The organism is Nocardia amamiensis NBRC 102102, from assembly GCF_001612745.1.
Classification (GTDB): Bacteria; Actinomycetota; Actinomycetes; order Mycobacteriales; family Mycobacteriaceae; genus Nocardia; species Nocardia amamiensis.
The window spans coordinates 1-20926 of record NZ_BDBA01000184.1 but is presented as its reverse complement, the minus strand read 5'-3'; the positions used below and the strand labels follow the sequence as shown (position 1 = coordinate 20926).

The 20926-nt window shown below is 69.3% G+C and carries 19 protein-coding genes; 10 read left to right on the top strand and 9 right to left on the bottom strand.

What is annotated here, in order from left to right; translation table 11 throughout:
- Window positions 1-60: 60 nt before the first annotated feature.
- Complete coding sequence (locus NA4_RS28960; RefSeq protein ID WP_067477006.1) at window positions 61-489, bottom strand: hypothetical protein; 429 nt, start codon at window positions 487-489, stop codon at window positions 61-63.
- Between the two features lie 200 nt (window positions 490-689).
- Here NA4_RS28960 and ctaE point away from each other — a divergent pair, with 200 nt between their 5' ends.
- The 4 genes from ctaE (at window position 690) to qcrB (ending at window position 5062) form a co-directional block, all read left to right on the top strand.
- On the top strand, window positions 690-1301 hold the full coding sequence (ctaE, locus tag NA4_RS28955; RefSeq protein ID WP_084497524.1) for an aa3-type cytochrome oxidase subunit III: 612 nt from the start codon (window positions 690-692) through the stop codon (window positions 1299-1301).
- Between the two features lie 85 nt (window positions 1302-1386).
- Window positions 1387-2250 carry a cytochrome bc1 complex diheme cytochrome c subunit gene (gene qcrC, locus NA4_RS28950; RefSeq protein WP_084497523.1) on the top strand — a complete coding sequence of 288 codons (864 nt, stop codon included), beginning with the start codon at window positions 1387-1389 and terminating at the stop codon, window positions 2248-2250.
- A gap of 20 nt (window positions 2251-2270) precedes the next feature.
- Window positions 2271-3446 carry a cytochrome bc1 complex Rieske iron-sulfur subunit gene (gene qcrA / locus NA4_RS28945; RefSeq protein WP_067477051.1) on the top strand — a complete coding sequence of 392 codons (1176 nt, stop codon included), beginning with the start codon at window positions 2271-2273 and terminating at the stop codon, window positions 3444-3446.
- The gene (gene qcrB, locus NA4_RS28940; protein ID WP_067477001.1) at window positions 3443-5062 is read left to right on the top strand and encodes a cytochrome bc1 complex cytochrome b subunit; all 1620 of its coding nucleotides are present in this window, start codon (window positions 3443-3445) and stop codon (window positions 5060-5062) included. The genes qcrA and qcrB overlap by 4 nt, the downstream gene beginning before the upstream one ends.
- A 66-nt stretch (window positions 5063-5128) precedes the next feature.
- Here the strand turns inward: qcrB and NA4_RS28935 are convergent, their stop codons facing one another.
- The gene (locus NA4_RS28935; protein ID WP_067477048.1) at window positions 5129-5629 is read right to left on the bottom strand and encodes a polyadenylate-specific 3'-exoribonuclease AS; all 501 of its coding nucleotides are present in this window, start codon (window positions 5627-5629) and stop codon (window positions 5129-5131) included.
- A gap of 187 nt (window positions 5630-5816) precedes the next feature.
- Here NA4_RS28935 and NA4_RS28930 point away from each other — a divergent pair, with 187 nt between their 5' ends.
- Window positions 5817-7202, top strand: coding sequence for a class II 3-deoxy-7-phosphoheptulonate synthase (locus NA4_RS28930; RefSeq protein WP_067476998.1), 1386 nt, complete (start codon window positions 5817-5819; stop codon window positions 7200-7202).
- Window positions 7203-7238: 36 nt separating this feature from the next.
- Here NA4_RS28930 and pknB read toward each other — a convergent pair whose 3' ends face one another.
- On the bottom strand, window positions 7239-9206 hold the full coding sequence (gene pknB / locus NA4_RS28925; RefSeq protein ID WP_067476995.1) for a Stk1 family PASTA domain-containing Ser/Thr kinase: 1968 nt from the start codon (window positions 9204-9206) through the stop codon (window positions 7239-7241).
- A 152-nt stretch (window positions 9207-9358) separates the two neighbouring features.
- Between pknB and NA4_RS28920 the strand changes: the two genes are divergently transcribed.
- Window positions 9359-9727 carry an Rv2175c family DNA-binding protein gene (locus tag NA4_RS28920; protein ID WP_067477044.1) on the top strand — a complete coding sequence of 123 codons (369 nt, stop codon included), beginning with the start codon at window positions 9359-9361 and terminating at the stop codon, window positions 9725-9727.
- A 360-nt stretch (window positions 9728-10087) separates the two neighbouring features.
- Here NA4_RS28920 and NA4_RS28915 read toward each other — a convergent pair whose 3' ends face one another.
- From NA4_RS28915 to NA4_RS28900, 4 genes are all read right to left on the bottom strand, one after another.
- On the bottom strand, window positions 10088-11128 hold the full coding sequence (locus NA4_RS28915; RefSeq protein WP_067476992.1) for a phytoene/squalene synthase family protein: 1041 nt from the start codon (window positions 11126-11128) through the stop codon (window positions 10088-10090).
- The gene (locus NA4_RS28910) at window positions 11125-12720 is read right to left on the bottom strand and encodes an alpha-(1->6)-mannopyranosyltransferase A (RefSeq protein WP_067477040.1); all 1596 of its coding nucleotides are present in this window, start codon (window positions 12718-12720) and stop codon (window positions 11125-11127) included. The genes NA4_RS28915 and NA4_RS28910 overlap by 4 nt, the downstream gene beginning before the upstream one ends.
- 177 nt (window positions 12721-12897) lie before the next feature.
- The gene (gene crtI, locus NA4_RS28905) at window positions 12898-14490 is read right to left on the bottom strand and encodes a phytoene desaturase family protein (protein ID WP_373862847.1); all 1593 of its coding nucleotides are present in this window, start codon (window positions 14488-14490) and stop codon (window positions 12898-12900) included.
- 31 nt (window positions 14491-14521) lie between these two features.
- Complete coding sequence (locus NA4_RS28900) at window positions 14522-15655, bottom strand: polyprenyl synthetase family protein (protein ID WP_067477034.1); 1134 nt, start codon at window positions 15653-15655, stop codon at window positions 14522-14524.
- Window positions 15656-15839: 184 nt separating this feature from the next.
- Here NA4_RS28900 and NA4_RS28895 point away from each other — a divergent pair, with 184 nt between their 5' ends.
- From NA4_RS28895 to NA4_RS28880, 4 genes are all read left to right on the top strand, one after another.
- Complete coding sequence (locus NA4_RS28895) at window positions 15840-16841, top strand: methylenetetrahydrofolate reductase (protein ID WP_067476989.1); 1002 nt, start codon at window positions 15840-15842, stop codon at window positions 16839-16841.
- A gap of 68 nt (window positions 16842-16909) precedes the next feature.
- Window positions 16910-17167: a type II toxin-antitoxin system HicB family antitoxin gene (locus NA4_RS28890; RefSeq protein WP_067476986.1), complete on the top strand. Its 258-nt coding sequence runs from the start codon at window positions 16910-16912 to the stop codon at window positions 17165-17167.
- Window positions 17164-17589 carry a TA system VapC family ribonuclease toxin gene (locus tag NA4_RS28885; protein WP_218022448.1) on the top strand — a complete coding sequence of 142 codons (426 nt, stop codon included), beginning with the start codon at window positions 17164-17166 and terminating at the stop codon, window positions 17587-17589. The genes NA4_RS28890 and NA4_RS28885 overlap by 4 nt, the downstream gene beginning before the upstream one ends.
- Window positions 17590-17734: 145 nt before the next feature.
- On the top strand, window positions 17735-18436 hold the full coding sequence (locus NA4_RS28880; RefSeq protein ID WP_067477028.1) for a hypothetical protein: 702 nt from the start codon (window positions 17735-17737) through the stop codon (window positions 18434-18436).
- Window positions 18437-19038: 602 nt separating this feature from the next.
- Here NA4_RS28880 and NA4_RS28875 read toward each other — a convergent pair.
- The gene (locus NA4_RS28875; RefSeq protein WP_084497520.1) at window positions 19039-20205 is read right to left on the bottom strand and encodes a glycosyltransferase family 2 protein; all 1167 of its coding nucleotides are present in this window, start codon (window positions 20203-20205) and stop codon (window positions 19039-19041) included.
- A gap of 35 nt (window positions 20206-20240) precedes the next feature.
- Window positions 20241-20921: an LppM family (lipo)protein gene (locus NA4_RS41650; RefSeq protein ID WP_067477022.1), complete on the bottom strand. Its 681-nt coding sequence runs from the start codon at window positions 20919-20921 to the stop codon at window positions 20241-20243.
- Window positions 20922-20926 lie beyond the last annotated feature (5 nt).

Here is a 20926-nt window from a genome sequence, read left to right as displayed (position 1 = left end):
AGTTCGTCCGCAAGCAGCCTAGGCCCAGCACCGGTTTCCAGCCCAGCGAGACCGAGCAAATCAAACAGAGCTTGGTTGCAGGGCGTCCCAGCCGTCGGCGTTGCCGTCGTGCCGCTGGGCGAGACCGGCCATGCGGGAGCGCTCCTGCGAGCAGTGCAGCGCGTCCAGCATCTGGACCCGTTGGAGGATCACCGTTTCGAAAGCATCAGTGCCCGGCCCGCCGACCTGGGGCGCGGGCTCGTATCCGTCCTGTGCGGCGATCGCGCAGACGGTCTCGACGTGCCGGGACGGGATGCGCAGGTGATGGCGCAGCACCGCGGGCGCGTCGGGGGTCAGTGCGCTCGCGCGCGCGAGCGCCGTCGAACACGCCTCCGCGTCGTCGAAGCTGGAGGCGACCACCACCAGATCCGCTCGGTTCGGATCCAGCTCCGCGGGCCGGTCCCGCCGGAAGAGCCGCCGCCACAGCCGTGGTGCCACCTTCGCCTCCATCTCAGCTTCTCCTTATCCGCGCCTGTCATGCTGGCAGCGCGTTCGTCCGCCGGTGCGACCGGTTCGGGGATCCGCGCACCTGGCCTCCGTTGTGTCCGCGCCTGGTCGAGAGCCCGTCCTCCCGTGCGTTTTCCAACACGGAAGAACGAGTTTCGTACCCGGGTACTGCTGTCGTACTACGACGAGTCATACTTACCCCCGTGACGACCGCAGTAGGGACCCCAGGATCGGCCATTACCCAGCGTGTGCATACGCTGAACCGGCCCAACATGGTCAGCGTCGGTACCATCATCTGGCTGTCGAGCGAGCTGATGTTCTTCGCCGGCCTGTTCGCGATGTACTTCGTCGCGCGCGCCCAGGCGCACGGTCACTGGCCGCCGGAGCCGACCGAGCTGAACCTGAAGCTCGCTGTGCCGGTCACCGCCGTGCTGGTCGCGTCGTCGTTCACCTGCCAGATGGGCGTGTTCGCCGCGGAGAAGGGCGACGTGTTCGGCCTGCGCCGCTGGTATGTCGTCACCTTCCTGATGGGCGCGTTCTTCGTCGGCGGCCAGGGCTACGAGTACTACAACCTCGTCAACGAGGGCACGTCGATCGCCAGCAGCTCCTACGGCTCGGTGTTCTACATCACCACCGGCTTCCACGGTCTGCACGTCATCGGCGGTCTGATCGCGTTCCTGTTCCTGCTGGCGCGCACCAAGGTGAGCAAGTTCACTCCCGCGCAGGCCACCGCGGCGATCGTCGTCTCCTACTACTGGCACTTCGTCGACATCGTGTGGATCGGGTTGTTCGCCACGATCTACTTCGTCCGCTGAGCGTGGACGCCGCGCCGCCGAGCAGGCGCGGCGAGCCCCCAGATCTTTCGCACAAGTCGGTTCCGTCTACTCCAAAGGGACACAGATGAGTTCATCTCCCCCGTCAGCGCCAGAGCCCGCGAGCCCCGGGAACGGCCAGGCCAGCAGGACGCGCAGGCAGCGCCGCGTTCGCCGTCGCATCGCGGGCGGGCTTGCGCTGCTGGTGGGCCTCGTCGGAGCAGGCTTCCTGGCATCGGCCCTGACGCCGGACCCCCAGCGCGCGACCGCGCACGAGGACCAGTCCGCGCTGATCCGCGAAGGCCAGCAGCTCTACGAAACGTCCTGCATCACCTGCCACGGCAGGAACCTGGAGGGTGTGGCCGACCGCGGTACCAGCCTGATCGGCGTCGGCGAGGCCGCCGTCTACTTCCAGGTGTCCTCCGGTCGCATGCCGATGGCCGCGCACGAGGCGCAGGCGGAGCGCAAACCGCCGAAGTTCGACGCCCACCAGACCGACGCGCTGAGCGCGTTCGTGGCCGCCCACGGTGGCGGGCCGACGGTGGTCCGCGACGCCAACGGCGAGATCGCCCAGGAGTCGCTGCGGGGTGACGACATCGCCCGCGGTTCGGAGCTGTTCCGGATGAACTGCGCGTCCTGCCACAACTTCACCGGACGCGGCGGCGCGCTGTCCTCCGGTAAGTTCGCCCCGCCGCTGGAACCGGCGAACGAGCAGCAGATCCTGGCGGCGATGCTCACCGGTCCGCAGAACATGCCGAAGTTCTCCGACCGTCAGCTGACTCCGGAGGAAAAGCGCGACATCATCGCCTACGTCAAGAACTCCAGCGAGGAGCACAGCCCGGGCGGCTGGGATCTCGGTGGGTTCGGTCCCGCGACCGAGGGCCTGGCCATCTGGGTGGTCGGCATCACGCTCGTGGTCGGCGCCGCGATGTGGATCGGATCGAGGTCATGATGGATAAGGAGCGAGACGACATGGGTCGGCCGGATGAGGGCCGCGACACGCGACCGTCCGAGGAGCAGTCGGTGCCCGCCACTCCGGCGGAGCCGACCGAGGCGGAACTCGACGCGATGTCGCGCGATGAGCTGGTCAAGCTGGGTACCGAGCGTGACGATGTCGACGTCGCCTACCGGCGCGAGCGTTTCCCGATCCCGGGCACCCGCGCGGAGAAGCGGGCCGAGCGCGCGGTGACCTTCTGGTTCGCCGTGTCCGGTATCGCGGCCGCGGCGCTGGTCGGCGTGTTCCTGTTCTGGCCGTGGGAGTTCAAGGGCAAGGAAGACGAGGGCCACGGGCTCTACTCCCTGTTCACCCCGCTGATCGGCCTGACCTTCGGCATCTCGGTGCTGGTCATCGGCGTGGCGGTGGTGCTGATCCGCAAGCTGTTCATCCCCGCCGAGCTGTCCATCCAGCAGCGGCACGACGGTCCCTCGCCGGAGGTCGAGCGCCGCACCCTGGTGGCCGAGCTGCAGGACGCGCTGGAGACCTCCACTCTCGGCCGCCGCAAGATGATCACCCGTACCGCGGGCGCCGGTGTCGGCGTGCTCGGTATCGGCGCGCTGCTGGTGTTCGTCGGCGGCATGATCAAGAACCCGTGGGCCAAGGGCGACAAGTCGCCGCTGTGGGTCTCCGGCTGGACCCCGGACTTCCCGGGCGAGACCGTCTACATCCGCCGCGACACCGGTCGCCCGGACGACATCGTGCTGGTGCGTCCGGAGGACCTGGACGCGGGCGCCATGGAGACGGTGTTCCCGTGGAAGGAGAAGTGGCGCGGCGACGAGCACGCCACGCTGGACTCGCTGCGCGGTATCCGCAACGCCGTCATGCTGATCCGCCTGCGCACCGAAGACGCGCAGAAGGCGATCAAGCGCAAGGGCCAGGAGAGCTTCAACTACGGCGACTACTTCGCCTACTCGAAGATCTGCACCCACCTCGGCTGCCCGACCTCGCTGTTCGAGCAGCAGACCAACCGGATTCTGTGCCCGTGCCACCAGTCGCAGTTCTCGGCGACCGAGTGGGGCAAGCCGATCTTCGGTCCCGCCGCTCGCGCGCTGCCGCAGCTGCCGATCACCGTCAACGCTGAGGGCTTCCTGGTCGCCAACGGCGACTTCATCGAGCCGCTCGGCCCGGCCTACTGGGAGCGCCGTTCATGAGTCCTTCAGTCGCAGCCCAAGCCAGCGAGGCGGACGAGCGGTACCGGGCCGCCGCGTTCGTGAAGCGGTCGATCAACAAGGTCTTCCCGACGCATTGGTCGTTCCTGCTCGGTGAGATCGCGCTCTACAGCTTCATCATCCTGCTGCTGTCGGGTGTGTATCTGACCCTGTTCTTCGACCCGTCGATGAGTCACGTCGTCTATGACGGCGCCTACCAGCCGCTGCGCGGCGTCACCATGTCGCGGGCGTACGAGACGGCGCTGAACATCTCCTTCGAGGTGCGCGGTGGTCTGTTCGTCCGCCAGGTGCACCACTGGGCGGCGCTGCTGTTCGCGGCCTCGATCATCATCCATCTGTTCCGGATCTTCTTCACCGGCGCGTTCCGCAAGCCGCGTGAGGCGAACTGGGTGATCGGTTCGCTGCTGCTGATCCTGGCGATGTTCGAAGGCTTCTTCGGCTACTCGCTGCCGGACGACCTGCTGTCGGGTACGGGTCTGCGGGCCGCGTTCTCCGGCATCACCATCTCGATTCCGATCATCGGTACCTGGATGCACTGGCTGATGTTCGGTGGTGACTTCCCCGGCGACATCATCATCCCGCGCCTGTACATCGCGCACGTGCTGCTGTTCCCCGGAATCATCCTGGCGCTGATCGCCGCGCATGTGGCGTTGGTGTGGTACCAGAAGCACACCCAGTTCCCCGGCCCCGGCCGCACCGAGAACAACGTGGTCGGCGCCCGCATCGTGCCGGTGTTCGCCGCGGACCAGGGCGCGTTCTTCGCCTTCACCCTCGGCATCGTCGGGATCATGGGCGGCGTCTTCCAGATCAACCCGATCTGGAACCTCGGGCCCTACAACCCCTCGCAGGTGTCGGCGGGCTCGCAGCCGGACTTCTACATGATGTGGACCGACGGCATGGCCCGGTTGATGCCGCCGTGGGAGATATACATCGGTAACTACACCGTGCCCGCGGTGTTCTGGGTGGCACTGATCATGGGCCTGGTGTTCACCGTCTTGATCGCCTACCCGTGGATCGAGAAGCGGCTCACCGGCGACACAGCGGCACATCACAACCTGCTGCAGCGCCCGCGTGACGTGCCGGTCCGCACCTCGATCGGCGCGATGGCGATCGCGTTCTACGTGGTGCTGACGCTGTCCTGCGTGAACGACATCATCGCGCTGAAGTTCGACATCTCGCTGAACGCGACCACGTGGATCGGCCGTATCGGTCTGCTCGTTGCGCCGCCGATCGCGTACTTCCTCACCTACCGGTTCTGCCTGGGCTTACAGCGCAGCGACCGCGCAGTGCTGGAGCACGGCATCGAGACCGGTGTGATCAAGCGCTTGCCGCACGGCGAGTACATCGAGATCCATCAACCGCTCGGCCCGGTCGACGACCACGGTCACCCGATCCCGCTGGAGTACCAGGGCGCCCCGGTCCCGAAGCGGATGAACCAGCTGGGCTCGGCCGGCCAGCCGGGCACCGGCAGCTTCCTGCGGCCGGACCCGCAGGAGGAAAGCGACCGGCACTTCGAGATCGAGCACGAGGAAGAGCACAAGCAGCTGAAGGTGCTGCAGAGGGCTCAGGAGGCGTCGAACGGCAAGCACGGCCACTGACCCCCCTCTACGCGACGGCCCCGAGTCGAAACCGACTCGGGGCCGTCGTGCGTCAGACGGCGGGTGTCACAGGCGCGGCGCCGCGCGGCGGGCAGCTTCGATGGCTTCGAATTTGGCCAGGTTGTGCCGGGCGTCGGCCAGCGCGTCGTGGGCGTCCGGTGGGATGGGCGGCAGTTCGGGACGTCCGTGCGCCTCCCAGTGCTGGCGTAGTTCGTTGGTGTAGCGGGGCAGCGTGTTGGGGAGGTCGACCATGGACCCCCACAGCTGGCACAGCGCCACATGGTCGTAGGCGGCGACCCAGGCCCACAGCTCCGGCTGCACGCTCGGCCTCGGCACCAGGAAGGCGTACAGCTCGTCGCGGATGCGCGCCCGGCTGCGCCACAGCGGTGAGGACGGCGACGGCAGTTGCGGCAACACGAATTTGCGCACCCACGGTCCCGCACGGTCGGGATCGAATTCGGTGGACACCGCGTAGTACTCCCGGCCGTCCTCGCAGACGACGCCGATGGAGACCAAATCGATGGTCACTCCGTCTTCGATGAATTCGCAGTCGTAAAAATATCTCAGCGAGATCGGTCTCTCCTCGGCTTCCAGGTGCCGTTGCGGCAGGTGACGAGTGTCCAGCAAACCCTATGGTGACGGCTGGCGGCCGCTCGCAAGGGCCCATACGGTGGAGATTTCTGCCACCTTGGTGCGACCTTCTACCACTACCACCGGGTATCCCCGGAGGGCGAACGGTCCGTATTCTGAACTGGTGAACTGGACCGTCGACGTACCCATCGATCGCCTGCCGGAACTGCCGCCATTGCCCGCCGAGCTGCGCAGACGGCTGGACGACGCGCTGGCGCGCCCCGCGCTACAGCAACCGTCCTGGGATCCGGAGCAGGCGGCCATGATGCGCACCGTACTGGAGAGCGTGCCGCCGATCTGCGTGCCCGCCGAAGTGGAGGAGCTGCGGTCGCAGCTGGCCGAGGTCGCCCGCGGCGAGGCGTTCCTCATGCAGGGCGGCGACTGCGCGGAGACGTTCGCCGACAACACCGAGCCGCACATTCGTGGCAACATCCGCACGCTGCTGCAGATGGCCGTCGTGCTCACCTACGGAGCGAGCCTGCCGGTGGTCAAGGTGGCGCGGATCGCGGGTCAATACGCCAAACCGCGCTCCTCGGACATCGATTCGCTCGGCCTCAAGTCCTACCGCGGCGACATGATCAACGCCCTGACCGCCGACGCGGCGCTGCGCGAGCACGACCCGTCGCGCCTGGTCCGCGCCTACGCCAACGCCAGCGCCGCGATGAACCTGGTGCGGGCGCTCACCGGCGCGGGCATGGCCGACCTGCACAAGGTGCACGACTGGAACCGCGACTTCGTGGCCCAGTCGCCCGCGGGCGCCCGGTACGAGGCGCTGGCCGAGGAGATCGACCGCGGCCTCGCGTTCATGACGGCGTGCCGGGTGAACGATCCCAGCCTGAAGTCGGCGCGCATCTACGCCAGCCATGAGGCGCTGGTCCTGGACTACGAGCGCGCCATGCTGCGGCTGAGCGAGAACGCGATCGGCGAGCCGGTGCTCTACGACCTGTCCGCGCACTTCCTCTGGATCGGCGAGCGCACCCGCCAGCTCGACGGGGCGCACATCGCCTTCGCGGAGCTGCTCGCCAACCCGATCGGCCTGAAGATCGGCCCCTCCACCACGCCCGACCAGGCCGTGGAATACGTCGAGCGGCTGGACCCGAACAACGAGCCGGGCAGGCTGACCATCGTGTCCCGGATGGGCCACACCAAGGTCCGCGACGTCCTCCCAGCCATCATCGAAAAGGTGCAGGCCACCGGCCACCAAGTGATCTGGCAATGCGACCCGATGCACGGCAACACGCATGAGGCGTCCACCGGGTTCAAGACCCGCCACTTCGACCGCATCGTCGACGAGGTGCAGGGCTTCTTCGAGGTGCACCACGCCCTCGGCACGCACCCCGGCGGCATGCACATCGAACTGACCGGCGAGGACGTCACCGAATGCCTCGGCGGCGCCCAGGACATCTCCGACCTGGATCTGTCCGGCCGCTACGAGACCGCGTGCGATCCCCGGCTGAACACCCAGCAGTCGCTGGAACTGGCCTTCCTGGTCGCGGAAATGCTGCGCTGAGTCTCGGCGCACCGGTCGGCATCCGGTGCGCCGAGATCAGGGGAGCGCGACCAGTGACACGGTGCTACCGGGCTCGACGTTGGCGTTGATAGCCGGTGTCTGCGAAACGATCACCGACGAATCCGACCGGGTGAGCTGGCTGACCTGGACCTGCAAACCCAGACTCTGCAGCTGCGCCCGGGCGTCGGCGACGGACTTGCCGAGCAGACTCGGCATCTTCAACGCGTTGGAGACCAGCAACACGACGCCGTCACCGGACTGAATCGTCGCTCCCGCACCGGGTTCGGTGCCGATGGCATGGTCGGCCTCGACGCCGCGATCGAACTCACTCCGGTTCTCCTTCACTGTGATCCCGGCCGTGGTGAGGATCTTCACCGCCTCCGCGGCGGGACGCCCGCGCACGTCGGGCACCCGCACGGGTTGAGATCCCTTGCTGCGGAATACCTTCACCTGCGCTCCGAGCGGCAGCACGGTCCCCGGCTTCGGCTCCACCCTGGCGACGGTGCCTTTGGGCGCGGTGCTGGATTCCTCCCCGGAGTCGACCGGCTGCAGGCCGTTGTCCCGGATCAACTGATTGACCTTCGCCACCTGGTCACCGGGTTGGACGTCCGGCACCTTGGGCTTGCCGTTGGAGACGAGCACGGCGACCGTCGACCCTTTGGTGACCTTGGACCCGGCCGACGGGTCGCTGCCGACCACGCCGCCCACGGGGATGGTGTCGGACGCCTTCTGCCGGACCTCGGTCGAGAATCCGGCCTCCTCGAGCGTGGCGATCGCCTTGTCGGTGCTCAACCCCGCGATCGGGGGAACGGGCGAATAGCGGCCGAAACCGAGCCACCAACCGCCGATGCCGACCAGCAGGGTCAGGACCGCGACGATGGCCACCCACATCCACACGGTGCGCCGGGACCGGTTGAGTGCTTCGGTGTAGGGCGGATACGGCGGCGCAGGGTGCCCCTGGCGCACGGGTGGCTGGTTGTAGCCGTCCGGGGGGCCGTAGTCGACGCGGGGGCGCTGTGCGGTCACCACCTTGGTGTGCTGCACCGGTTGCGGTGGGTGCGGCTCACGCACCGACGCACCGGCGAGACCCTGGCGGCCGTCGCGCTCCGGTGGGACGGCCCGGTAGCCGGCGCTGAGATGTTCGGCCGACTCCTGGGGTGCTGGCACCCGGTAGCCGGGCAGTTGCAGCGCCGCGGCGACCTGCCGCAGCGCGCCCGCCATCTCGGTCGCATCCGCGAACCGGCGCGCCGGCTCGCGCGCGGTGGCCTTCGCGACGAACTCGTCGAACTCCGGCGGCACCCCGGAGATCAGACCGCTCGGGCTCGGCACGTCGTTCTCGATCCGCTGATAGGCCACCGACAGTGACGTGTCGCCGGTGAAAGGCACCCGGCCGGTGAGCATTTCGAAGATCAGGACGCCGAAGGAGTACACGTCGCTGCGGGAGTCGGCGGAGCCGCTGGTGACCTGCTCGGGGGAGAGGTAGGCGGCGGTGCCGAGGATGACGCTCGCCGAGGTGGTGTTCGCCGCGGCGACCGCGCGGACCAGGCCGAAATCGGCGATCTTCACCTCGCCGGCGTCGGAGATCAGCACGTTCTCCGGCTTGATGTCGCGATGCACCAGCCCCGCCGCGTGCGCGACGCCGATGGCGGCCAGCACCGGCTCGGCCACCGCGCGCACCGCGTGTGGCGGCATCGGTCCGCGTTCACGCAGCAGTTCGCGCAGCGTGCCGCCCTCGACCAGTTCCATGATCAGGAACGGGTGGTCGCCGTCGACGCCCTGGTCGTACACCGCGACCAGGGACGGATGTTTGAGCTTGGCGACCGCGCGTGCCTCGAACTCGAACCGGGACAGGAACTGCGGGTCACCGGCGAACTTCGGGTCCATCACCTTGATGGCGACCGGCCGGTCCAGGCGGGTGTCTACCCCCCGGAAGACCATCGACATGCCGCCGCGGGCGATCGGCGCGTCGATCCGATAGCGCCCTTCCAGCATCTGGCCGATCAAGTGACTTCCTCCGGCTTTCCCAAAGCTCGCACCCCTCGCGCATTACCTGCGCCGAGCGATCAGCCGCTCTTTGCGGCCCTCACGATGGTATCGACTCCCACCGCACCGGGTGTCTCCCGACGTGCGAGGCCAGACGGTCTACCGTTATGCGGGTGAGTGCATTTCCCTGCAGTGAGGACGTCCTTCCCCAGTCGGTGACCCTCGTGCCGCTGCCCGAGGTGGCCGACCGACTCGGGCTGGTGGTGACCCGCGTGCATCAGATGCTGCGCGACCACCAACTGATCGCTGTGCGCAGAAACGGTGTCGCGGGCATCCCAGAGCGCTTCTTCGACGATACCGGCGCGGTGGTGAAGCCGCTGCCGGGCTTGATCACAGTGATGCGCGACGCGAAGTACACCGACGAAGAGATCCTGGAATGGATCTTCACCGAAGACGACAGCCTGCCGGGCAAACCGATCGAAGCCCTGCACGGCCCGCTCGCCCGTGAGGTACTGCGCCGAGCCGCGGCGGACCCGTTCTGAGGCTGTATCTGATTTGCAGCGCCTGCGGCGCTGCGTGTTCGCGGCCCCTTTATGGCTCGCGTCCGAGCGACCGCCGCTTGCGACTTCGTCGCTTGCGCGTCGGCCACTCGGACGCGAGCCGGGCCGCGAACAGGTAATGCTCAGTCTCGCTGCGCTCGAAAGTGGGGGCTGGGCCGATGTGGTCGGGTTTGGATGACAGCTGCGGGATCGGGTGTTCGCTGCCCGGTGACGGTGATCGGGAGTCACTGTTCGCGGGTTCCTGGCCAGCGCGGACCGGAGGGCGAGATAGCGCTGTCCGGGATGGGTTGTGCGGGAACGATCGGCCCTGCGCCGCAGCGTGCCGTTGCGGCGGTTCCTCGGTCAGCGCTCGAATCGGGCGCGGAGGGTGGCGGTGGTGAATTCGGTGGCGGCGACGCGGAGGCGGTGGTGGCGGGGGACGACGGCGCGGTGGTCGAAGACGGCGTAGTCGCCGCGCTCGATGTGGCGCAGGATGTCGGCGTAGAGGGTGGTCGCGGTGCGGATGGCGGGGCGGACGCGCGGCTCGAGCAGGGCGATGCCGGGTTCGGCGCGGCGATAGAGGTCGCGGTTGACCGCGATGAGGTGGGCCAGGGCCCGGCGGACGCGCGGGTCGGTGCGCCCGGTGCGGTGGCACTCGAAGAGCAGGTCGTCGTCCACGCCGAACGCGGTGAGCGCGTCGGCGGGCAGGTAGACCCGGTCGCGATCGAGGTCCTCGCCGACATCGCGCAGGAAGTTGGTGAGCTGGAACGCCTCGCCGAGCGCGGCCGCGGCGGGTTCCGCCTGGGACACCGGGGCGATCGTGCCCAGCACCGGGAGCAGCTGCAATCCGATCGCGGCCGCGGAGCCGCGCATGTATTCGTGTAGCTCGGCCATGGTTGCGTACCGGTTCCGGAAACCCGGGGTGCCGGGCACATCCATCCGCATGGAATCCAGGAACGTCCAGAAGTGCTGCGGGGCAATGCCGTAGCGCCGGATGGTGTCGGTGACGGCGGCCAGGATGAGCGTGCGTGGCCGCGCACCGGCCTCCCAGGTGCGCGCGGATACCGGGTTCGCGGTGGCCGAGACCGCAGCATCGATCGGCGGCATCGCGGTGGTGTGCGATTCGAGCGCGACTCCGAGCTCCCGCTCGATCAGGTCGAGTGCGTCCGCCGGTCCGGGCCCGAGGGGTCGTCCTCCGTCTGCTCGGCCCGGCTGACCGGCGCGGTCGACGATGTCGTCCACCATTCGCGCGAAGGCGTACAGCGCGTGCACCGCGGGCCGTCGCTCGGCCGACAGCAGCCGGGTGGCCAGGAAATAGGTGCGGCCGTGGGTAGCGGCGATCTGCCGGCATTCCCGGTAGGCGAGTGCGAGCAGGACGTCAGCTGGTAGGTGATCGCCGGTCATGGAGCAGAAGGCGCTGCGGTGACGCTGGTCGGTGCGGTGCTCGGCGGGTTGGCGCGCAAGCGCAGCGGGTCCACGGTGCGCAGCGACAGCGCCGCCACGACGGCGGCGAAGGTGGCGGCCGCGACGTGCCAGAAGTTGTACAGGCCGATCGATCCGTCCGGCTGGAAGACCAGCATGAGCCAGGTACACACGCCCACCAGCGCCATCAGCGTCGTGGTCGACAGCGCGAACCCGGCAGCCAGCGCCAGCGGCCACGAGTAGTACCAGGGCAATGCGGCGGGCGAGAGGATGACGATCGCGACGAATGCGATCAGGATGCCGAGCACCGCCTCCCGCTCGCTGTGCCGGAACCGCCACCATGTCCAGGCCAGCACCGCGACCAGGGCCAGCGCGCACAGCGCGCGGGTCACCTCGAGCACCGACTCCAGCCGCAGCGGGGTCACCCAGGTGACGGAGTGCGCCATGACGGTGGGCAGCGAAAGCCAGTTGATGATCTTCTTCGACCCGGACAGCGCGGTCAGCCAGCCGATGCCGACACCGGCGATGGCCGAGGCGGCCACGAACACGGCGGCGAACACACTGAGGCCGAGACCGGCGATCTTGGCGAACATCAGCGCGGGATGCGGCATGTCCTCGGTGCGCTCGGCGTCGTCGCCGGGTTGCTCGCCTGCGGGCAGGTGCGCCGGGTCGCGCCCGACTCGCTGCGCCGCACGGCGCTCGCGTTCGTGCAGCATCCAGATCCACACCAGGAACGGCAGCGCCACGCCCGCGGTCGCCTTGATGGCCACGCCGATCGCGACGACCACGATGCCCGCCACATGGTGGCGCTCCAGCACCAGCGCGATGCCAGCGCACATCAGCCCGACCATCAGCATCTCGTTGTGCACGCCGCCGATCAGGTGGATCAGCACCAGCGGGTTGAGCACCGCCAGCCACAACGCGACGGTGGGCTTGCCGCCGAGATGCTTGGTCAGATACGGCACCGCCCACATCATCAGCGCCAGGCCGGGCAGCATGACCAATCGCATCGCGATGGTGCCCGCCACCACGTTGTCGCCGGTCACGGCCGTGATCGCGCGTCCGAGCAGCAGGAACACCGGGCCGTAGGGTGCGGTGGTCGTGGTCCAGACCGGGCTCACGTTGTCCAGCAGCACACCGGGATTGGCGACCGGCCCGACCTGGTAGGGGTCGAAGCCGTCGCGCAGCAGCGCGCCCTGCGCCAGGTAGGAGTAGGCGTCGCGGCTGAACATCGGCACCGCGAACAGCAGCGGGGCGATCCAGATGCCGACGATCGCCCGCAGCTCGTTCAGCGTCACCCCGGCGCCGATCCGGTCGCCGGTGCCGATCGTGGCGCGCCCGAGCCGGACCCAGGCGGTGATCATCAGCAGCACGCCGATCCAGATGCAGATGGTGGACAGCGCGTAGCCGTGGCCGAACCGCAGCCAGGACAGGTGCATGGCCTCCAGCAGCGGGTCGCGCTTGCGGACGCTGCCCGCGCCGAACCCGCCGAAGGTGATCATGATGGCGCCGAAGAATCCCAGCAGCGCGGCGTGGCCCTCGGGGCTTCTGGCGAAGTCGGCGTAGGCGCGCATCCACCACAGGAAACCACGGGGGGCGGCCGATTCGCGCCGTGCGGAGGTGGGCGATGCGTGGTGGACGATGCCGGTGGAGGCGGCCTCTGCGGTGCGCGTTTCGGGGGATGCCATCTGGTGTCGGTCCCCCCGAATGGTCGGCGGTCGCAACCGCGAGCGAATAGGTCGGCGCTTAGTTTACGGCGTCGCCTCGAACACTATCCGGCTGGTGCGCGCGGTTCCACGCGGAGCGCGCCGGGTATGTCCGGAAATGCGGGTTGCGGCAAGTTTTCCGGATAGCAGCGCCGTAGGCACGCCGACGCCGGGGGTCGTGCCGCAACCCGCGATAACCACGTTGTCGCTGGAGCGGGGGAAATTGCTCGGCCGAAACGGACCGGTTTGCCGGAAAAGATGCGCCGCGGAGAATGGTGTGCCCGCCAGCATTCCGCGGTCGAGCCAGGTCCGCGGCGTGTCGAGCTGATCGACCGCGAAGTGCTCGGCGATGCCGCGGTACCCACGCGCTTCCAGAACCGTGAGCAGCTCGCGCAGATAGGCGGGACCGAGCCGGTGCCAGTCCAGCGGCGCCGCCACCAGATTCGGGCACGGCGCGAGTACGGAGAACGGTTCGTGCCGTCCGTCGCGCCGGTCGATGAACAGGCTCGGATCGGTGAGCGCGGGCCGGGTCAGCAGCAGCGAGGGGTCGCTCATCAGCGCGCCACGGCCGCGGCGAGCGGTGATCTCGGCGAAGGTGGTGTCCCAGGCGTGCCCGAATTCGATGGTGTGGTGTGCCTGCACCGGCCAGCTCGCCGCGACCGCGGCGGGAACGGTGCCGTGCGCGACGACCGCCGAGGGGGATGCGCGCAGTCCGCGCCTGGGGCGCATGCCGAAACGGTCGAGCGACCCGAGGTCGGCGGTAAGGACGAGCGCGTCGCAGTCGAAGGAGCGTCCGTCGGCGGCGTGGGCGCGGCGGGCCCGGCGACCCGCGTAGTCGATCCCGACCACCTCGGCGCCGAGCTCGAGCCTGCCGCCCGCGTCGGTGAACGCCTGCGCCAGCGCCACGGTGATCGCCCGCATGCCGCCTTCGGGGAAATAGACGCCCAACGAGGTGTCCATATGCGGGATCGCGCCGTACACGGCGAGCGCCTGGGCGGGCGGCATGCCCGCGTAGAGGGCTTGGAAGGTGAACAGGCGGGCCAGGCGCGGATCGCGCAGGAACCGGCGCACCCGGGGCCCGAGCCGCCCGAAGCCACCGAGCCGCACCAATTCGACCAGCGCGCGGCGCTTTTCGGCGCTGCGCACCATATCCAGCGGGGAGTCGAAGTTGGTGTCCATGAATTCGGTGAACTCGGCCGCGTAGACGCGAGCCAGCCAGTCACGCAGGCGCCGGTATCCGCGCGCCTCGGCGGGGCCGCAGGTTCGCTCGACCTCCGCGGCCATCGCGTCCGCGTCGGCGAACACCCTGATCTCGGCGCCGTCGGCGAACCGAGCGTGATAACCGGGCGCCAGCCGCTGGATGCGCAGCGGGGGCACACAGGTCTCCGGGGAGCGGCCGACGGCGGCGAGCGCGTCGGTGATCAACTCGGGCAGCGTCAGCACGGTGGCGCCGGAATCGATGTCGTAGTCCGCGCCTCGGTAGCGCCCGACCCGGCCGCCGGGATGATCGGCGCGCTCGAGCAGCGTGACCGTGTGGCCCGCGCCGGTCAGGTACAGCGCGGCCGACAGCCCGGCCAGGCCGGCGCCGACGACCACCACGCGATCGGTCGGTCCCGCAACGGTTCTCACCTGGTCCACGTCCTCGCCGGGCCGTGCGAAGCCGCCAGGGTCATGCGGCGCGCTTGGTCGCGGCCAGCGCCATCGCGCGCAGCCGTTCCTTCGCCATGGGCGTTGCCGAACTGGACTCGATGGCGGCCAAGCCGCTGTCGGTGAGCTCGGTGATCCGGCGCTCCACCTCGTCGACCGCGCCGAGTTCGATGAGCAGGGCGCGCAGCCGTTGCACCGCCTCCGCGCTCAGATCGGTGCCGATACTGGAGCGCAGCAGGGCGGCCGCGGCGGGGTCGACGGCGTCGGCGCGGCGCAGCGCCTCGGCCACCAGCACGGTGCGCTTGCCTTCGCGCAGGTCGTCGCCGGAGGGCTTGCCGGTCACCGCGGGATCGCCGAACACGCCGAGCAGGTCGTCGCGCAGCTGGAAGGCGATGCCGATGGCGGTGCCGAACGTGCGGTACGCCTCGATCAGCCTCGGTTCGGCTTCGGCGATGGCCGCGCCCAGGTGCAACGGGCGTTCGACGGTGTAGGCGGCGGTCTTGTACCGATTGATCCGCAGCGCGGCCTCCACCGATTCGTCGGCGCCCGCCTCGCCGTTGACGTCGAGCAGCTGTCCGCCGAGCACCTCGGTGCGCATATCGGCCCACACCGGCGCGAACCTGGCGATGGCAGTCGGCGCGAGGCCGGAGCAGTGCACCATGTCATCGGCCCAGGACAACGCCAGATCCCCGATCAGGATGGCCACACTGGTTCCGAAGTGGCCCGCGTCACCCGTCCAGCCGCGGTCGCGGTGGCGCTGCTCGAAGTCGACGTGCACGGTGGGGAAGCGGCGGCGAGTGCGGGAGGAGTCGATGATGTCGTCGTGGATCAGCGCGCAGGCCTGGACGAGTTCCAGCGCCGAGCAGGCGGTGAGCACCGCGGCGGCCTCGGGTCCGTGCGGATCGCCACCCGCGCCGAGCCATCCGGTCCACGCGAATGCGGGCCTGGTGCGCTTCCCGCCGCGCAGCACGAACTGCTCCAGCGCGTCGGCCGCCTCGACGAAGACCGGGCCGAGGCGCTCCACGGTGTCGCGGCGGGTGGTGAAGAAGCTGGTCAGCGCGTCTTCCACGGCGGTGACGAAGGCGGGGGTGCCCGGCCGCGGCACGGCGGTCTGCGGCGTCTGAGTACCGGTTCCGGCGGACAGGGGAGCCTCCAAGGTCGTGCGGATGGTGGACGCACTCCGTTGCGGGGTGCCCCGAGCGCTGCGGGTGATTCGCGGCCGAGCGAGATCGGTCGCGCGTGTCGTCCGGCGTGGCGAACATGCCGCCTCGGTCCGAAGAATACGCGGGCCGTCCGAGCGACCCGACGGCGCTGCCACCGGTCACCTTTACACTGAACCGGTGACTTTCGACAACGTGCGGGGAAGCTCGACCCCTGGCCGGCCATCCCGGACGAAACCGAACGTCTCTGCCACGCCATCGGTCGTCCAGAGTCTTCGCGCGCACGCGGGGCCCGCGGTGCCGTTCTCGGTGGAATTCAATCCCCCTCGCGACGCCGCGGCCGAGGCGCGGCTGTGGCGCGCGGTGCGGCAGTTCGAGTGCATGCACCCCGCGTTCGTGTCGATGACCTACGGCGCGGGCGGCTCCACCCGCGACCGCACCGTGCGCGTCACCGGTCAGCTCGCGCAGGAGACCACGCTGCTGCCGGTGGCGCACCTGACCGCGGTGGAGCACAGCGTCGCGGAGCTGCGCTCGCTGGTCGGCGCCTACGCCGACTCCGGTATCCGCAACATCCTGGTGCTGCGCGGCGACCCGCCCGGCGATCCGCTCGGCGAGTGGCACAGGCACCCCGAGGGCGTCTCCTACGCCGAGGAGCTGGTGCGCATCGTGCGCGACCTCGGCGACTTCCACGTCGGCGTGGCCTCGTTCCCGCAGGGCCACCACCGCTCGCCGGACCTGGAGACCGACACCGCGTTCCTGGCCGCGAAATTGCGTGCGGGCGCGGAGTATTCGATCACCCAGATGTTCTTCGACGTCGAGCACTACCTGCGCCTGCGTGATCGTCTCGCGGCGTTCGACCCGATCGAGGCCGCCAAGCCGATCATCCCGGAGCTGATGCCGATCACCTCGCTGCGCACCGTCAAGCGCGCCGAGGAACTCTGCGGCAGGCCGCTGCCCGCCGCCGTCCTGAACCGGCTGCGCTCGGCGGCAGGCGACGGGCCCGAGGAGAACGCGGTCGCGGTGCGCGCGGCAGGCATCGAGATCGCCACCGAGATGGCCCAGCGCCTGATCGGCGAGGGCGCGCCCTGCCTGCACTTCATCACCCTCAACTTCGCCAAGGCGACCAGCGAGGTGCTCACCAACCTCGGCTACGGCGTCACCGCCGCACCGATCAGCGCCTGAGTGGTGAATCCGCCGCAGCCGTGTGCCCCTCCGAGGGAATCTGCGCCCGATGGTGATAATATGCTTTTATGCGCACAACGGTTGACGTGCCGCCCGAACTGATGCGGGCCGCCAAGATCGCCGCCACCGAGCGCGGCGTCAGCCTCAAAGAGCTGTTCATCAAAGCTCTGACGCATGAGATCGGCGCAGGGGTTCGCTCTCCTAAGCGTGGACGAATCAATCTTCCGCTCATCGGCACCACGGATGCGCAACCGCGAGTCGACGTGACCAACGCCGATATCGAGGCGGCCTTCGAGGCTGATGACGTGGAGAAGTACGCCCAGTGATCCTCATCGATGTCGGGGTATGGCTGGCAGCCCTATGGGGTCGGCACATCCATCACGAGACCGCCGCACGGTGGTTCGACCGGCAGACGGACAACCTCCTGCTGTGCCGAGTCACGCAGACCGGTCTGCTGCGACTGCTCTCCAACCCCGCAGTGATGGGCGCCGACGTCGTCAGTCGCAGTGCGGCATGGCGAATCGTCGACGAGCTGTGTGAGGACGAGAGGACCCTGTGGGCCGACGAACCCGCCGAACTCGACGCGGTCTTCCGCGCGTTCTCCGCCCGCGACGACAACAGTCACAAACTGTGGACCGACGACTACTTGGCCGCATTCTCGCAGACCAGCGGGGCCGACATGGCCACACTCGATCGCAAGCTCGCGGCACGCTATCCATCCGTTCGCGTTCACACTCTGGGTACATAGCCGTAGGTGCGGAAGCGGCTGAACCAGGACCGATCCGGGCAAACGAGACTGCTCTGAAATTGCTGTCTGCAATCTCGGCTGTTGAGTGCGTTTGCTGGAGTACTGTGCCCCTCGATCGTTCCGCCGATGAGGAGGTTTCGTGATCATGTTGCGCCGTTTGACCATGTTGTCCGCTGTCGCGACCGGCTCGGTCGCCCTCGCGCTCGCCGGGCCGGGCGCCGCGCTCGCGGCTCCGGATGCCCCGGCTCCCGCATTCTCCGAACAAACCACCCAGACTGCCGCGCCCGGTGACCTTTTGGGCGTCTACAACTCCGCGGTCAACGCACTTCGCACGCTCGGCATCGAACCGTTCCTGTATCCCGCCGCGGCGGCGTTGTGCCTCGACAACACCACCCTCGGCTTGGCGCCCGCGGTGGCCGGCTCCATTCCGGGTCCGTGGCCGAAGAACACCGTGCAGATCCCCGGCCTCGACCTCAATGCCGTCAAGGCGGGGCAGGCCATGTTCACCTTCGTGCCCTACGGGCTCGGGCCGGATGGTTCCAACACCGCTGGCATGCAGGTGGCCTGGGTCAACCTGAACACCGGGCGCAGCGGCACGGCCACCATGGGGCCGCTGTCGGAGGTCGCCCGCGCGATGATCCCCGCCGCCGTTCCGCCGGAGCTGCGGCCCGCCGCGGAGAAGGCGATCCGGGACTTCCTCTTCGCGTCGCTCCCGATGGGCGGCGTGCGCGCGGTCCCGGTGGACACCGGCCGGGGCACCGTGCTCGCTGCGGTGTTCGGCACGGTCCAGAACGGCGGCAAATCCTGCCACTTCTTGCCGACGGTCGGAATCACCACGGTGCCATGAGCTTCGGTCGGCAACCCTCGTTCTGACCATGGGGACGGGTCGCCGGGGCACGGGTCTCAGTGAGCGCACTGGGCGCGGAATGGCGTAGCTGAGCGCTCGCTGTGCGGGGGTCGGGCGTCGGTGATGCGCGGGTCTGACTGAGCGGAGTGGGTGAGCAATGGACGTTGTCGAGCCTTGTGCTGGTGCCGGGCGTTGGTGAGGCGCGGGTCTGAGTACGAGGTGGGCGAGCGGTGGAGGTTGCCGAGCGCTCGCTAGTGCCGGAGTTGGGCGTCGTCGGCTGGGGTCTGAGTGAGCCGTGGGCGAGCAGTGGACGATATCGAGCGCTCGCTCGTGCTCGTGCCGGGCGTCGCCGGGAGCGGCCTGAGTGAGCGGTGGGTGCGGAATGGACGTTGCCGAGCGCTCGCTTGTGCTGGAGTTGGGCGTCGTCGGGCGCGGGTCTGAGTGAGCCGTGGGCGAGCAGTGGACGATACCGAGCGCTCGCTCGTGCTGGTGCCGGGCGTTGGTAAGGCGCAGGCACGAGCGAGCGTCGGCGAGCGAACCGACAACACAGGGCGCGCTCGCGCACGACGGAGCCGAGCGTCGGCGGTACGCGCTCGTGAGCGCTATTCCAGCGGGCGACCTTTCCAGCGCACCGTGCCCCGGCGGCGGGCGCGGTGCGAACGCGCCCACAGCAGCAGGTATGCGCCCACCGACAGTGGATGCGCCAGGGCGGCGAGGACATCCGTGTGCCGGAGCGGTCCGCCGGTTTCCGTCGAGCGGGCCAGCAGGCGGCCTGCGACGGCCGCGAGATAGCCGAGCAGACCGGTCCGCCGGACCGGGCCGCTGCCGAGCACGGCGGCCGCGGGCGGCAGCCAATAGGCAAGGGCGGCAAGCGCTCCCACCGCGGCGCCGCCCGTTGTCGTGCCGTCGTAGGCCGACCAGAGCCAGCGGGTGTAGCCCGCGTCCAGCTCGCTCGCACCCCGGTACATCCTGGTTCGCGCGAGCGGACCCGCCGCCGCCAAAGCCGTGCGGTGACCGGCCCGTCGCAGCGTGCGCGCGATCTCGAGATCCTCGGTGACGCTCCCGGCCACCGCGGCGTGGCCGCCCACCGCACGGTACGCGGCGTTGTCGAAAACAAGGAATTGGCCGCAGGCTACCGCCGTGGACGGGCGCAGGCTCCGATCGGCGGCACTGACCGGCAGCGTCGAGGCCCACGACCAGCACAGCAGGGGCTGCACCACCGCCTCGACCGCCGAGCCGGCCAGCTGGTGCGGCCACGGCGAGACCAGCGCGACGTCACCCCGGCGCAGAGCACCCACCGACGCCGCGAGAGCTGTCGGCGCCAAGCGCACGTCGGCGTCCAGGAAGATCAGCACCGGCGTCGTCACACCCTCGGCCAGCCGGACGCAGGCCGCCGCCTTGCCGGTCCAGCCGGGGTCCGGTTCGGACTCGGTGCGCAGCACGGTGAATCGGGAATCGCCGTCGATCGCCGCGCGTGCGGCGGCGGAGGTGTCGTCGGTGGAGCCGTCGTCGAGGATGCGCACCGCCATGCGCGGGATTCCCACCTGGGCGCGCAGATCGGCGATCAGGCCGGACAGCCGGTCGGCCTCGTCGCGTGCCGGGACGCAGACGGTGACCGGTTCGATCACCGTCGTCGGCGTATTCGCCAACCGCGGCACGGTGAACCGGTTGTATAGCGCGACACCCGCGCCCAGCGCCGCCAGCGCCGTGGCACAGGTGGGCAGGATCGAGGTCGCGCGCAACGTCTTCGGCCGATCGGCACTCACCATGGGCGCCACGCTATCCCGGCGCACCGACCGTCCGCTCAGCGATTCTGCGTTACCGAGCGCCACCAGCGGCTCAGGGAGAAACCGACTTCCGGCGCGCCGGGCGGCGCGGGGTTGCGATCCAGGTACGCCAGGGCGGCGATGATGGCGGCCACCGCGAGCGTGATGCCGCCGACGATGCCCGCCCAGCCCGCGAACGAGCGGGTGTTCGGATCGGCGTAGCTGACCTCGGCCCGGAGCGTGGAGACGTCGCCGGGCGGCAGCTTCCAGGAGACCACGTTGTCGCCCTCGCGGCTGCCGTTGGTCTTCGCGACACGGGCCGGGAACGCGATGGTGAACTGCACGTCGGAGCCATGCGGCGGAACGGATTTCAGGTCGACCCGGCCGGTCAGGCTGACCAGGTCGCCGGTGCGCTGGAACTGCAGCTGGAACATGCCCTGGGTCTGCTCGGACAGCTGCCCCAGCTGCTGCACCTCGCCGAAGGACAAGTCCTCGAAGAACACCTCACTGCCCATGTATCCGTCCTGGGCGTACGGCTCCACCCGCACCTTCGCGGCGAGCGACTCGGGTGCCTTCAGCTGCGGACCCTTGTCGTCGGCACCGGTGGGCACCACGGCGGCGACGATCCGTCCGGAGACCCGGTCGTTGGACGACAGGCCCATCGACACCTGCACCCGCAGGCAGCTCGCGAGCACCGGGACCAGCAACGCCGCCAGCAGGACGG